Origin of the sequence: Streptomyces sp. NPDC057654 (assembly GCF_042800135.1) — a bacterium.
Lineage (GTDB): Bacteria > Actinomycetota > Actinomycetes > Streptomycetales > Streptomycetaceae > Streptomyces.
Genome location: NZ_JBHVHQ010000187.1, coordinates 1 through 11,813 on the forward strand (window position 1 = coordinate 1; position 11,813 = coordinate 11,813).

Annotated in this window: 17 protein-coding genes and 1 pseudogene; all 18 read right to left on the reverse strand. The window is 68.6% G+C overall.

Translation table 11 applies throughout. From position 1 onward, the window contains the following. Positions 1-468 (reverse strand): annotated as a pseudogene (locus tag ACFU99_RS16660) (hypothetical protein); the annotation flags it as partial. A 170-nt stretch (positions 469-638) separates the two neighbouring features. After that, positions 639-971, reverse strand: coding sequence for a hypothetical protein (locus ACFU99_RS16665; RefSeq protein ID WP_384391983.1), 333 nt, complete (start codon positions 969-971; stop codon positions 639-641). A gap of 398 nt (positions 972-1,369) precedes the next feature. Then, positions 1,370-1,954 (reverse strand): TerD family protein, encoded by a 585-nt coding sequence (locus ACFU99_RS16670; RefSeq protein WP_384392025.1) that lies wholly within the window; start codon positions 1,952-1,954, stop codon positions 1,370-1,372. Positions 1,955-2,467: 513 nt separating this feature from the next. Further along, entirely contained in the window at positions 2,468-2,827 is a 360-nt protein-coding gene (locus ACFU99_RS16675) for a hypothetical protein (protein ID WP_384391987.1), read from the reverse strand. A gap of 649 nt (positions 2,828-3,476) precedes the next feature. After that, entirely contained in the window at positions 3,477-4,553 is a 1,077-nt protein-coding gene (locus ACFU99_RS16680) for a LacI family DNA-binding transcriptional regulator (protein ID WP_384392028.1), read from the reverse strand. 308 nt (positions 4,554-4,861) lie between these two features. Next, complete coding sequence (locus ACFU99_RS16685) at positions 4,862-5,005, reverse strand: hypothetical protein (protein WP_384391990.1); 144 nt, start codon at positions 5,003-5,005, stop codon at positions 4,862-4,864. Between the two features lie 711 nt (positions 5,006-5,716). Then, complete coding sequence (locus tag ACFU99_RS16690) at positions 5,717-6,019, reverse strand: hypothetical protein (protein ID WP_384391993.1); 303 nt, start codon at positions 6,017-6,019, stop codon at positions 5,717-5,719. A 362-nt stretch (positions 6,020-6,381) separates the two neighbouring features. Further along, positions 6,382-6,633 carry a hypothetical protein gene (locus tag ACFU99_RS16695; RefSeq protein ID WP_384391995.1) on the reverse strand — a complete coding sequence of 84 codons (252 nt, stop codon included), beginning with the start codon at positions 6,631-6,633 and terminating at the stop codon, positions 6,382-6,384. A 5-nt stretch (positions 6,634-6,638) separates the two neighbouring features. Further along, positions 6,639-6,887, reverse strand: a complete 249-nt coding sequence (locus ACFU99_RS16700; RefSeq protein WP_384391999.1) for a hypothetical protein — start codon at positions 6,885-6,887, stop codon at positions 6,639-6,641. A 522-nt stretch (positions 6,888-7,409) separates the two neighbouring features. After that, a complete protein-coding gene (locus ACFU99_RS16705) occupies positions 7,410-7,904 on the reverse strand; it encodes a single-stranded DNA-binding protein (RefSeq protein ID WP_384392001.1) in 495 nt (164 codons plus the stop codon). A gap of 958 nt (positions 7,905-8,862) precedes the next feature. Then, positions 8,863-9,261, reverse strand: a complete 399-nt coding sequence (locus tag ACFU99_RS16710) for a DUF6205 family protein (protein WP_384392004.1) — start codon at positions 9,259-9,261, stop codon at positions 8,863-8,865. Positions 9,262-9,264: 3 nt separating this feature from the next. Then, positions 9,265-9,534, reverse strand: coding sequence for a hypothetical protein (locus tag ACFU99_RS16715; protein WP_384392007.1), 270 nt, complete (start codon positions 9,532-9,534; stop codon positions 9,265-9,267). Continuing rightward, positions 9,531-9,818, reverse strand: a complete 288-nt coding sequence (locus ACFU99_RS16720; protein ID WP_384392010.1) for a WhiB family transcriptional regulator — start codon at positions 9,816-9,818, stop codon at positions 9,531-9,533. The genes ACFU99_RS16715 and ACFU99_RS16720 overlap by 4 nt, the downstream gene beginning before the upstream one ends. Continuing rightward, the gene (locus ACFU99_RS16725) at positions 9,815-9,961 is read right to left on the reverse strand and encodes a hypothetical protein (protein WP_384392013.1); all 147 of its coding nucleotides are present in this window, start codon (positions 9,959-9,961) and stop codon (positions 9,815-9,817) included. The genes ACFU99_RS16720 and ACFU99_RS16725 overlap by 4 nt, the downstream gene beginning before the upstream one ends. Then, positions 9,958-10,776 carry a hypothetical protein gene (locus tag ACFU99_RS16730; RefSeq protein WP_384392015.1) on the reverse strand — a complete coding sequence of 273 codons (819 nt, stop codon included), beginning with the start codon at positions 10,774-10,776 and terminating at the stop codon, positions 9,958-9,960. The genes ACFU99_RS16725 and ACFU99_RS16730 overlap by 4 nt, the downstream gene beginning before the upstream one ends. Positions 10,777-10,953: 177 nt before the next feature. Continuing rightward, entirely contained in the window at positions 10,954-11,187 is a 234-nt protein-coding gene (locus tag ACFU99_RS16735) for a hypothetical protein (protein ID WP_384392017.1), read from the reverse strand. Beyond that, on the reverse strand, positions 11,187-11,426 hold the full coding sequence (locus ACFU99_RS16740; RefSeq protein ID WP_384392019.1) for a hypothetical protein: 240 nt from the start codon (positions 11,424-11,426) through the stop codon (positions 11,187-11,189). Before ACFU99_RS16740 ends, ACFU99_RS16735 begins: the two co-directional genes overlap by 1 nt. Next, entirely contained in the window at positions 11,423-11,773 is a 351-nt protein-coding gene (locus tag ACFU99_RS16745) for a hypothetical protein (RefSeq protein WP_384392022.1), read from the reverse strand. Before ACFU99_RS16745 ends, ACFU99_RS16740 begins: the two co-directional genes overlap by 4 nt. Positions 11,774-11,813: the final 40 nt, after the last annotated feature.

The window sequence follows — 11,813 nt, forward strand, 5'->3', positions numbered from 1 at the left end:
GTCCAGGACGGCCTCGCCGGCCGCTTGTTCGTGGCGGCTCCAGCCGCGGTGGGCGGCGGCGACGAGATAGCGGCACCGGTCCTCGATGTCGCTGAACAGGACGCACCGCAGGTCGTCGTTGTCCGCGGAGGCGGTGGCAGCCGCTGCTCGGGCCGTGCCGGCGGTCTTGAGCAGTTGGCTGCTGTGGGCGGTCAGAGCACGTTCGGCGGTGGCCAGGAAGCTGCGTGCGTAGGGGGTTTCCGGGTGCTCGGCGACTCCTGGACGGGTGAGGAGCCGGGAAGCGGCCGCGAGAGCGCGGGGGATGCGGATGGTGGCGTAGGCGATGTCGTCGGCGGTCGCATCGGGATCGGTCAGGATGCGGCCGAGGGGCGCTACTCGGTAGGCCAGGCGGTACAGGCGGTGGACCTGCCGGTCGGTCTCCTGGGCGGCGCGGGCGTAGGCCCGCCATTCGCCGAGGGTCGTGGTCACGTACGGCTCCTGGAAGACGCTTGCATTTCCGGGCGGTTGCTCGGGGCGGGCCGGAAGAGTGGGTGGACATCACCGATCCCCGGCCCGGTGAGTGCGCCATGTCGGGGTGCGGGGCAACGGGCGCCCATGGTGGCCGGGCCCGGCGCGGCAGTCGGTACGCGGGCAGGGCGTCAGGGCTTCTTCACGGTGGTGATGACATAGACCTGATCCGTACCGCGGTCACGGTCCTGGCTCTGGCCTTTGCCGGCCGTCCGGTCCGTGACTGGGGTCTTGTGCCGTCGTGACCGGGACCGCAGCTTCAGCAGGAGGAAGACTGTCAGGGAGGCGCACCAGGCGGTGCCCTGGGCATCGCCTTGCAGGAAGGACCGGATCGTCATCAGGGCGAGCGCCGTGGTCTGGAACGCAAGGAACGCGGTGACAGGGATCAGGCCGAAGATCCTGATCAGCAGAGGCAGGACGAGACCTGCGACCAGCAGGGCTTCCACCAGATCGGCCCAGTTCATGAGGTGGACTCCTTCGTCATTGCGCCGTGTCCGGCGGGGGTCGGGCCGGTGCGGCCGCTGGTTGGGTGAGTGCGCCGTATGGCAGTGACCGGCACACCCCGCAAGCGGCGACCGGCTCCGTGATGGTCGAGCAGCCCGGGCATGGGGGTGTAGACGGCAAGGGTGCCCAGTACCCCGAGGGTGTTCGGTATGGTGCTCTCCACTTGGTTCGTGGGACCGCCCTGAGTTAGCGGTGGATGCCGATGAAGGTGCGAAGAGCGCGTGCTAGCCCGACTCCAGCGCTCGAAAGGCCGAGGGCTGAGCTGCCGAGTCTCCTGTCTGTCCGGGGTGCAGGTGGCACGAAGGAGCCCCGCGCCTTCGGCGTCGAGGGCGCGGGGCTCCGGGTATAGCTGGTGGTGCTACTTGTTCACTGCGAAGCGCAGCAGACTGTCCTGGTCCCCCTGCTTGACCGTGCCTCGTTCGTTGATGACCTCCAGCTTCCACCCAGCCCCGACCCGGAACGCCTTCGCCACGGCAATGGCGTTCCCGTTGCCGAGCAGCGAGGGCCAGATATCGGCGACTTGCTGGGTGGCACCGCCGGTGCTGTCGTAAACCTTGCAGGAGACGTTCGCGGCCTTCTTGAAGTCGCTTCCCTTCTTGTAGGCGGCGCAGACGAACACGATGCTGGTGACGTGCGCCGGGATCTTGTCGAAGGTGACCTCGATCAGTTCGTCGTCGCCGTCCCCGCGTCCCGTCTGATTGTCTCCGGTGGAGGTCACAGCGCCGTTCTGGAGCGGGTCGGTCACGTCCAGGCCGGCGAAGCGGACCGGGTCGTTGCCGCTCATGAGGATGGCGAACGCGTCCAGGTCGGTGCCGCGGGCCTTGCGCAGCACACCGAGCACACCACCGCTGCCGCCGGTGGTGGTGTCCCAGGAGACACCGATACCCATCTTCGTCACGCCATCGAGGTCGGCGGCGCCTTCCTCCTTGGTCAGGGTGACGATGCCGGGCGTGTCGGGAGTGGTCATGATGGTGAACCTTTCGGTGTAAGAGAGTGTGCCGGGTGGCAAGGACCGTCGGAGTTGTGGTCGAAGGGAAGGAGCAGCCGCTGGTCAGCGTGTTTTGCTGCAACTGCACTCGGAGAACATGCGCGTGACCTTTTCGTTCTCTTGCTGACGCGAGCGTCGTGGGCGTCCGGCTCCGTGTCGCGGGCGCTGTTCCGGCGGTCCATAGCTCGGCTCCTGATCTGACGAGGATGTTCTTCAACACCGGATCCGGATCAGCTCCGCTGATCCCTTGTGCCCGCTGTCTTCACTGGACGAGCAGGGCGAGCCACGAAGAAGGAACACACGCAGCGCCCCGGCGCAGTTGCTGTCTGCGGGCAGTGGTTGCGCCGGGGTGCTGGGGAGGCCGGGGCCGCGGGGATCCCCAGGGACACGCCACAGTGGCTTGATCGTCCTCACGGACTGTGTGCCTGATCCTCCGCCATCGGCGGAGCCGCCCCACGGCGTCGGGTGTCATTTGCGGCGTTGCATCCGGGTCATCAGGGATCGGATGGACTGGATGCGCCCACGGCGCTCGTAGGCTCGTGCTATGGCTGCGATGTCGGCCGGGTCGCAGTGATGCCACGACACCTTGATGACCAGGCACTCGCGCGTCGTTCTGCGTGGACGGTGCAGCACGAGGGCCGCCCCGTCCGCGTCCGGCTTCCATGACAGCCGGACGTGACCGGTCTCGGAACTGAGTTCGCAGTCCCCGGTGCGCAGCGCCGGGGGCAGACCTAGCAGGCGGGCCACCTCGTTGGCGAACGATTCGAACGAGTACCGGGGCGGCTGAGCGTTATGCAGATGGGACTGCATCCAGGACGGCAGCGGCACGGGAGGGACCTTCCTTGATTCGGTGAACAGGCCACGATTGGTCGCGACGTGACGGTGGAACAGGAGGATGGCGAAGTGGGGCCGCTGTTCCTGGGTACGGGGTAGTTGCGCACGGCGGTGGTCCCGAAGGCCCAGGCCAGCGATGACGAAGTGCCGGGGCGGCTGGTTGGCACCACTCGCGGGCAGCCACCGCACCTTCCCGGCCGGTAGGCGGGCTGGCGGGAAGGCGGCGCTGCCAGCGGGCGGTGCCGGGTGCACGGTGCGGTGAGGCCGTGTACGGCAGAGACGCGCTGGCCGCCGAGCTGCATGACGTTTTCAAGTGGAATCCCTTGTGCTCACTGCCGTCACGGGACGAGCAGGGCGAGCCACGGAGAAGGAAAGACACAAAACACAGCACCCCGGCGCAGCCGCTGCCCGAAGTCAGCGCACACCGGGGTGTCGGGGAAGCCGGAGCCGCGGAGATCTCCAGGGACGCGCCGCAGGGATCGGCTGTGGCGCTCAGGAATCGAACCTGTTCCGCGGCCGGTCTGCACGGTGTGCCCACTGACGTACGCCGAGGAGCAGCCGGCGCACTGCGGATTCGAACCGATCCGTACAGAAGTCGGTGCCGGGTCTGCCCTCGGTCCCCTGGACCAGCCGTGCTGATAGTTCAGACCGCCGATGGCCTCTGTGGCGGGCTGACCGTGGTGTGCGGCGGTCGGCGCTGTGACGACGTGCGCACGATCAGTTCGGTTGGTATGACCTGTTCCACCGGGCGTCCCGTGTCGAGCCCCTCGATGGCGTCGATGAGGAGCTGGACCACCGCGGTGCCGATGCGGCGGGGTTTGAGGGAGAGCGTGGTGATGGGCGGCTCGGTGGTGGCGTAGACCATGGATTCGCTACAGCACACCAGGAGCAGGTCGTCGGGGACCCGCAGCCCGTAACGGCGGGCGGCGGCGAGCAGGTCGGTGCCGTTGGGGTCGAAGAGCCCGTAGACGGCGTCGGGCCGGTCGGGGCGGGCGAGCAGCCGGTCGGCGGCCACGGCGCCCGCGCACGGGTCGTGGGCGGGGTACTCCTCGTACACCGGGTCCTGGCCGACCCGCTCGCACCAGTGCAGATAGGCGGTGGTGGACAGGCGGGTGTACGTGTCGGTGGTGGTGCCGGTGAGCAGGCCGATGCGGCGGGCGCCGGCGGCGGCGAGGTGGTCGAGGATGTCGAGGACGGCGGCCTCGTGGTCGTTGTCGACCCAGGCGGTCACGGGCAGCGCGCCCGCGGGGCGGCCGTCGGAGACGACGGGGATGCCGTGGTGGACGAGTTCGGAGACGACGGGGTCGTGGTCGGAGGGGTCGACGACGACGGTGCCGTCGAGCGCGACGTTGGACCACACGTCGTGGCGGGAGGTGGCGGGGAGGATGACGAGGGCGTAGCCGCGCGCTAAAGCGGCGGAGGTGGCGGCCCTGGCCATCTCGGCGAAGTAGGCGAATTCGGTGAAGGTGAAAGGTTCATTCCCGTACGTGGTCACGGTCAGGCCGATGAGGCCGGACTTGCCGGTACGGAGCGTGCGGGCCGCCGCGGAAGGGCGGTAGCCCAGCCGATCGGCGACCTCGCGGACGTGGCGGCGGGTCGCGTCCGGTAGCCGGCCCTTGCCGTTGAGCGCGTCGGAGACGGTCGTGATGGAGACGCCGGCCGCGGCGGCCACGTCGCGGATGCCCGCCCGCCCCAGCCGACGGCCGGTTGACCGGCTCACCTGATGCGCCGCATCGGGGCCGGACTTGTCCTCGGTGTGGGTGTGGGCGTGCGGGCTGAAGGTGGTCACGATCGTTCTCCCGATCTGGTGTGGTGGTCGACGGCGGGAGCCGGTCGACGGTCGAAAGGCCAATGACGGGGGAGCCGAACGCGCCGAGTGGGCCGACCGTGTTGAGGATGATGCGGCGGCCCCAGACGGGGCGCAGCCCCTTCGCCTCGGCTAGGTGCACGATGTCCGGGTTGTTGAAGGGGCGGACGGTTCCGGCGCGCCCCGGTGGCGGTGCGGGATCGTCTTGAGACCCCGCCGCGTTAGCCCTTGAAGCCGCGGCCGCGCCGCACGCGGGAGATGCGAGTGCCACGCACACGTGAACGAGGAAGTTTCTGCTCGCATGCCATGCAGAGGTCGGCGGCGATGTCGTTGTTGGTGTTGCACTGCGGGCATTTCTTGGTCATGTTCCTGGTTCTCCTGGTCTCTGTCGCAGGTCGAAAGCGGGCTCGGGGTCTGGCCGGAGGGCGCCCGGGGGTATGAAGCGCCTTGTTCCAGGCGGGTATGCCTCCCACTGCTGGTGGTCGGCTCCGCACTGCTGGCAGTCGTCGGAGCAGGCCCCTGCCCGGCAGGCAGCCCGCGCGGCATCGAAGGGAAGGGACGGCCGCTCAGCGTGTCTCGCTGTAGCCGCACTTGGAGCACGTGTGCGTGATCCTCTTGACCTTCTCGCTGGTGCGGACGTCGTAGGTGTTCGACTCCATGTCGTCGACGCAGTTCGGACAGTTCATGACTCGGCTCCTGACGTGACGAGGATGTTCTTCAACGCCGGATCCGGATCAGCTCCGCTGATCCCTTGTGCTCACTGCCGTCAGGGGACGAGCAGGGCGGGCCACGGAGAAGGAAAAAACCAGCGCCCCGGCGCAGCTGCCGCCCGAAGGCAGAGCACACCGGGGTGCTGGGGAAGCCGCAGCCGCAGAGATCTCCAGGAACGCGCCGCGGGGATCAGCTGCGGCGCTCAGGAATCGAACCTGTTCCGCGGTCGGTCTGCCCGGTGCACCCACCGGCGCACTGCGGATTCGAACCGCTCCGTGCAGAAGTCGGTGCCGGGCCTGCCGCCGATCCCCCGGATCAGCTGTGCTGGTCATTCATGAACAGTCGAGGTCGGCCGGGGGGCGGGTTTACGAGCCGTGGGCGGCGGTGTTGGGGCATGTGGCGTGGCCTGACGTTCCCTCGCCCCGGCAGACGGGGCAGCGGGTGTTGAGCATGTCCAGCAACAGCGCGTTGAGGGCCTGGACGGTCGCGGCGTGGGTGCGCTGGTCGCGGTCGTGCCTGATCCCGGCGGCCTTCAGCATCTTGCGGGCGAAGAGGCCGATGGCATCGCGGACGCCTCCGACGCTGCCCAGATCAAGGGCGGCGATCTCGGTGTCTACGGGCCGTCGGTGGGGGCGGTGGGCGGGGACGGTCGAGGTGGTGGTGCTCAACATGGCCTCCTGTTCGGGTGAAAAATTGGGTGAATGGTGCCGGGGTCGGGAGAGCCTCCTGCAGGCAGGGGCGGTTCCGATGGGGTCCCGGGGATGGAACAGATCTTGGGTCGGTGTCGGGTGCGATGACGACGGCCGCGGTCCCCGGTATTCGGAGTCGGCGACCAGACGGGGCTGGCTTGGCCTCGATGCCTCAACAGGCCGTGCCTGACCTGCACCGTGCAGGTGCGGCGACCGGTGGTGGTGATCCCGCCTGCGTCGGAGGCATCGCAAGGAGCGGGCTGGAGGGGTGGCGCCGGCGGTGAGAAGTGTGAGGGCGTCCCGCGAAAAATGAATTGACGGACGCCTGCTCTGCCTGACTGTCAGTCAGCCTGTTCGTCTCGGCTCTGGACTGCCGATCCGATGATGACGAACGCCACGGGCACGATCGTGGGCAGTAGGACCCACGCGCCGGCTCTGTGCACCCAGCCCGTAAGCGTCAGTGCGGCTATGCCGAAGACGATGAAGCTGAGGTAACCGGCGTTCAGCAGGTGCAGACCCTGCCCTTTGAGGAGCCTGGCGCGGCGCCGGGCGCGGGGGGGGCGGGGAACGTGTGGGTCGTCGGGCGGGATCATGGAGACTATCCCTGTTCGTGGGTGTCGCGGCTGTCGGTGGACCGGCCGTTGCAGTGCGCGCATTGGCCGTTCCCGTCCGCGTGGCTGTTGCGGCAGACGGCGTCCTCGTTCGGGGCGAGGCCGGTCAGCGATGGGGCCTGGCCGGATTGCTGGCTGACGGCGCGGTGTTCATCGCCGGAGTCCGCTCCGTCTGCCGGATACTTGCCGAACAGGGCTTGCAAGACGGCGCCCAACGGCATGGGTTCGGGGGGCATCGGTTCGTCTCCTGCATGGTGGTCATGGCGTTGGCGGACGGGAAGGCGTCCGTCGCAATCTCCTTGTCCGTGTCGCATCACGGTGGCGGTGAGCGGGGCGGGCATGGCTCACAGGGGCGCCGACCGGCTCGAAGGCGGGCCGGTACGCTGCTCGACAGCGTCACCGGCCTGGAGAGCACGTGGGCTCTCGCCGTCGAGCTCGATGGCCCGATGTGGTGGTGCCCACTGTTCAGAGGGGCATCTGGCCTGGTCAGACCAGGCCGCAACGGGCAGGAGCCGCAGCACAGCTCGCGCCGGGCGGCCCAGCAGCCGCACGTCTTCATTCCCGGGTGCGCTCCGCCGGTCCGCCAGTCGCCTGCGCCCCGGTGGCCGGGGCAGAAGCGAGGTCCGCTCGGCTGCGTCAGCACCCGCATGTCCCAGCACGACAGAGTCGACCTTCAGGACCACAACACAACCAGTCCTGAAGGTCGACTTATGTGAGCTCGGCCGGGCCCGCCGGGAGGGGTGGAGTTCTATAGGCCGTCAGGCGGCCTGCCCCTGAAAGGGGAACTGTTCGTCCTGCACGGCGCTGGCGTACGCGACGGCCGGAGCGGCAGCCGCGACGGGCATGCTCCGGGCCTGCAGGTTCTGATTCCGGACCTCTGCCTCGGTCACGCGCTTGGTCAGCCGGGCCTGGGTCGTTGCGCGCGACTCCAGGAAGGAGATGTTCTGGATCTCCAGCTTGAGTTCGAAGACCTTCTTACCGTTCTTGAGGTACTCGTTCATGCGCGGCTCGTAGCTGAGGGCCACCAAGTCGCCCTTGTGCACATGCCTGAAGGGGCCGATGTCCGTGGTCTGGGCGCGGACGAAGGCCTCAAGCGGCAGGGCGTCGGAGTTGCGGTTGCCCTGGGCGTCGGTGTAGCCACGCTCGACGAAGACGGTGAGCATGACCTTCTTGGAGCCGTCCTTGTTCGGGAAGACCTTCGGGTCGTGCGCCGCGCGGCCAATGAGGGATGCGGTGCTGCTCGGGTTCGGCATGGTGGATTCTCCTTGGGTACGGCCCAGCGTACGGATCAACGTCGTCGATGCGCACGCAGTTGGATGGGGTGAGTTGAGTTGCTCAGTTATCTGTCATGTCACCATCCGGATCAGCTGCGCTGATCGGATGCTCTGTCATTCCGAGTCCCGAATCGGCTTCGCCGATCAGGCTCGTGTTTCTCGGTGGTCCACCGGCCGCTTCCCCGACTGGACTTCAGTCTGGAGGCCGGGGTGCACTGGGCCAGCCTGTGCCAGTCCGGCACGCTCAACGTGCGCTTCATTTCCGCTCGCCATACCCTGTGCGGCTTCTGGTCACGTGTGGGCACCGGGATGGGTTCGACGGGCCTCCGGGGCCGGACGGTGTGCCGAGGCGGAAATCCGGTCCGGGCTGTACGGGGTGAACCGAACCTGATCGGGAATGGCGTTCATGGTGGTGTTGTTTGGGGCCGGTTCCGGTCACGTGCGCAGCGGACCGACGCTCCCGTGACGTCGGAGAGCTGGCCGGTTCCGTGAAGAGGACGAACCCTCGGCTACCGGCGGTGCACCGGCTCGCCCCTCGCGCAAGGCTGCGCCTCGCTGATGTCCTACTCGCGGGACGCGTCCGAGACGTGGACTTCGGAGCCGGGGCTGCGCACGACGAGAGGCCGATCAGGGGCTCCCGGCCGGTAACGGTCGTCGTCGCCGGGACAGCCGAGCTGGTACGTGAGGCCGTCGGCACTCGCGGGGCCGGGCCTCTCCTGGCTCGGTGAACAAGACCGGGCCCCATCTCCGGGTCTGCTGCCGTCCGGTATGCGCGAGAGGCGGCACGTCACAGCATTCACGGCGTCCTGCCCGAGCGGCACGTCATCTGAAGGGCTGAACATCTCCCGACCTCGCGGTCGTCGCCGCGCAGCCGCGGCCGCCGCGAGACGTTGCGCCGGCCGCCGGGGGACGGTGGGGGTAACGTCGGTCAGGGCGGCTACTCGGCACCGTCCTCGGGCCAGACGATGCGCGGGGTGACCTTCAGGGCGCGGCCGTTGCGGACGACGACACGCCACAGGTCGGCCTTCTTCTCGCCCTCGCAGTCCAGGCGGCCGGTGAACGTGTGGCCGGGGAAGGCGTCAACGGCGCGCTGCACGACTTCCAGTAGGCCGTGAGCCCGGTACTCGTCGACCTCACTCATGGCGAGAGCGGGCGCCGTCCGGCGGAGGAGCGGTCCGTCGTCGGTCTCGATGGTCTCCTCCTCGACGCGGAGGACGAGTTCGATCCGGTTGTCTCCCGTCGGAGGGTACGGGCTGAAGGGGCTGTTTCTGAATTCGCACCAGGATAGCGGCGGATTGATGGTGAACTCGCCGGTGACATGGGTGGTGTAGGGCATGCGTCAGGCTCCTTCGATCGTGCCGCAGCGGGTGCAGCGGCAGCCGTCGCCGTCCGGCGCATGGCCGGTGGTCAGGTGGGCGCAGGTGGTCATGGTGCAGACGAGCCACCGGGTGCCGGGCGGGATCTCCTCGAATACCGCAGTGCCGACTGCGGCCGCAGCGCGGCGGTGGGCGGCGCGTAGGGGCGCCACGGGGGTTGGTCTTACGACGCGGTCGATCAGGGCGGCGAACAGTGCACCGGGAAACGCGGCGAGAACCGCGGCCCGGGTCATCGGCCCGTCCGTTCCAGCAGATCCCAGTGGCGGCGGATGTTGCTACGCTCGTCCTCGGAAAGGCCGCCCCATATGCCCCACTCCTCGCCGGTGGCGAGCGCCCAGTCCTGACAGATGGCCATCACCGGACAGCGGCGGCAGACCGCTTTCGCCTCGGCGGCCTGAGCCATGGCGGGAGCGGTGTACCCGACCGGGTAGAACAATTCCGTGTCCTCTGGCTGGCAGGCCCCGAGCAACTGCCACTCGGTGACCGCATCGCGAGGCGTGTCCAGCCGGCGCGTCATGACTTCGCTCCCGGAACTGCCTGGCCACCGGTGGTCTCATCGACTGTGACGCGCGGGGCGGGAAACTCGTCCTCGACAGTGGCCGTACTGCACTGGAGGGACTGGAAGATGACCTCCAGCTGGACCGGTAGGGTGGTCGTCATCTGATCCTCCCTATCTCGCGGAGGGTGCCGGTGCGGGCGCGGACCGCCGCTGCTGGTTCTGCTTCGGCGGGCATGGCGCCGGCGAGCGGCGCGATCCAGTGGGTTCTGTCATCGTCGAGGGGCTGATCAAGCCAGGCATGGCCGGTGCCGTCGATGTAGATGCGGCGTCGGATGTCGTCAGGATCGGCGGGGCGTTCTCCGCTAGCGGCGTGCTCGACTGCCGATCCCCACTCCGGTTCGGGCAACGACTGCTCCCGGCGTCGTGACGTCTGGCGGGCCTTGTCGCAGTGCACGGCGTCGAGGCAGTTGCTCAGGTGAGCAGTCTCCTCGGCCAGCGTCGGCTCCTTGCCGACGTACTTTTCCAGTTCGGCCGCCAGTCGCGCATTCTCGTTCTCCAGCTCGATGGGGATGGAGCGGGCCCGCAGCAGACGGTCAGCCTGTTCGCACTGCTCCTGTACGGAGAGATGTTCCGGGGTGAATACCTGATCTCCATGCTTCAGCGCGGTGGCGCAGGGCCACTGGGTGACCCATCCGTCGCCCCAGCAGACTCGGCAGAGCCACATGTTGGGCTTGCCGAGGTTGTCGAATGTGGGTGTGTGGAAGCGAGCGGGAAGTGCCGCCCTCTCTGCATCGGCGAGGTCCACCAGATCCTCGTAGTCGGGCTGCTCCGGGGCTTCGAGGAGGGTGGCGCGTGCAGCACACTCGTCGTGTTCGACCGTCATGCCGCCACAGGCCCGGGTGCGGCACGTGCCGCACGCATGGGGACCGGCAACGGCCTTCCGAGCGGTGATCTTTACGAGGCGGTCGTCAGCCACGGGCAACCGCCTGCTTCCGGTGAGGCATGGGGGTGGCCACGCAGTCGCGGGGCACGCCTCTGCCGGACGGCCACGGACACCAGGTGATAGAGCCGTGGCAGCGGTGGTATGGGGTGTCGTGGAAGGTCATGCGGGTGAACGACAACACCCTGCTGACCGGAAGCGGTTCACTGCACTTCATCGGACACCGTCCTTACGGGTGTAGTAGCGGCGGCCGGGCTTCTCGTGCAGGGTGAGGAGACCGTCACGGTGGAGGCTTGCCAGGTCACGGCGCGCGGTACGCGTCATCGGGAGGGGTACGCCGGCGGCACGGTAGAGGCGCATCACGCGGCACGTGGTCCACTCACCGGGCTGCGCGGCGACTGCCTGGGCCAACCGCTGGCGGCGCTTCGTCTCGGAAACGTTCGCCATCACGCCGCACCTTTTCGGGTGGCGCGGCGCGCCTTCATACGGGCCAGGGCTCGTGTGCGAGCGGTGCGGTAGCGGGCGCCCGGCATCACCGCGTCGTGGCTCTCCTGCGAGATCATTACAAGCTCGGCCGCCGACAGGGGTGCAGCATGCAGCGATGCGGCCAGGACAGCGGGAGGCATCCGGCCCCGCCCCGCAAGACGTCCGGCCCGCTCTCCGGAGTCGGCGTTCATGTCCCTCACGCCGCACCGCCTGTGCCGACCGCATCCGCCGGAACATCGAGCAGTGCCCAGGCTTGGACCGGAACCTCGTCGATGCCGAAGGACACCGATACGAACGGACGCGGGTCGTCGCGCCGGAACGGTGTAGTGGTGGTCGACTCGCCGAGCACGTGCGCCAGCGCTTCGACGCCGGCCGCCGACTCATGCTGCACGGACACGCGCGGGTGCGCCGGGTCGAGGCAGGTCACCGAGACGGTGACCGGCAGGACCGGGCTGGTCCTGATCACCGACTCGGCTGCCGCCATGGCGTCCAAGTGCCGTCGACGCTGGATCTCAGCGTCCGGCGGGGCACTACTCTGCGTGCTCACCGGGGAGCCTCATTTCTCGCGTAGTGGGTGTGGGGTGAAT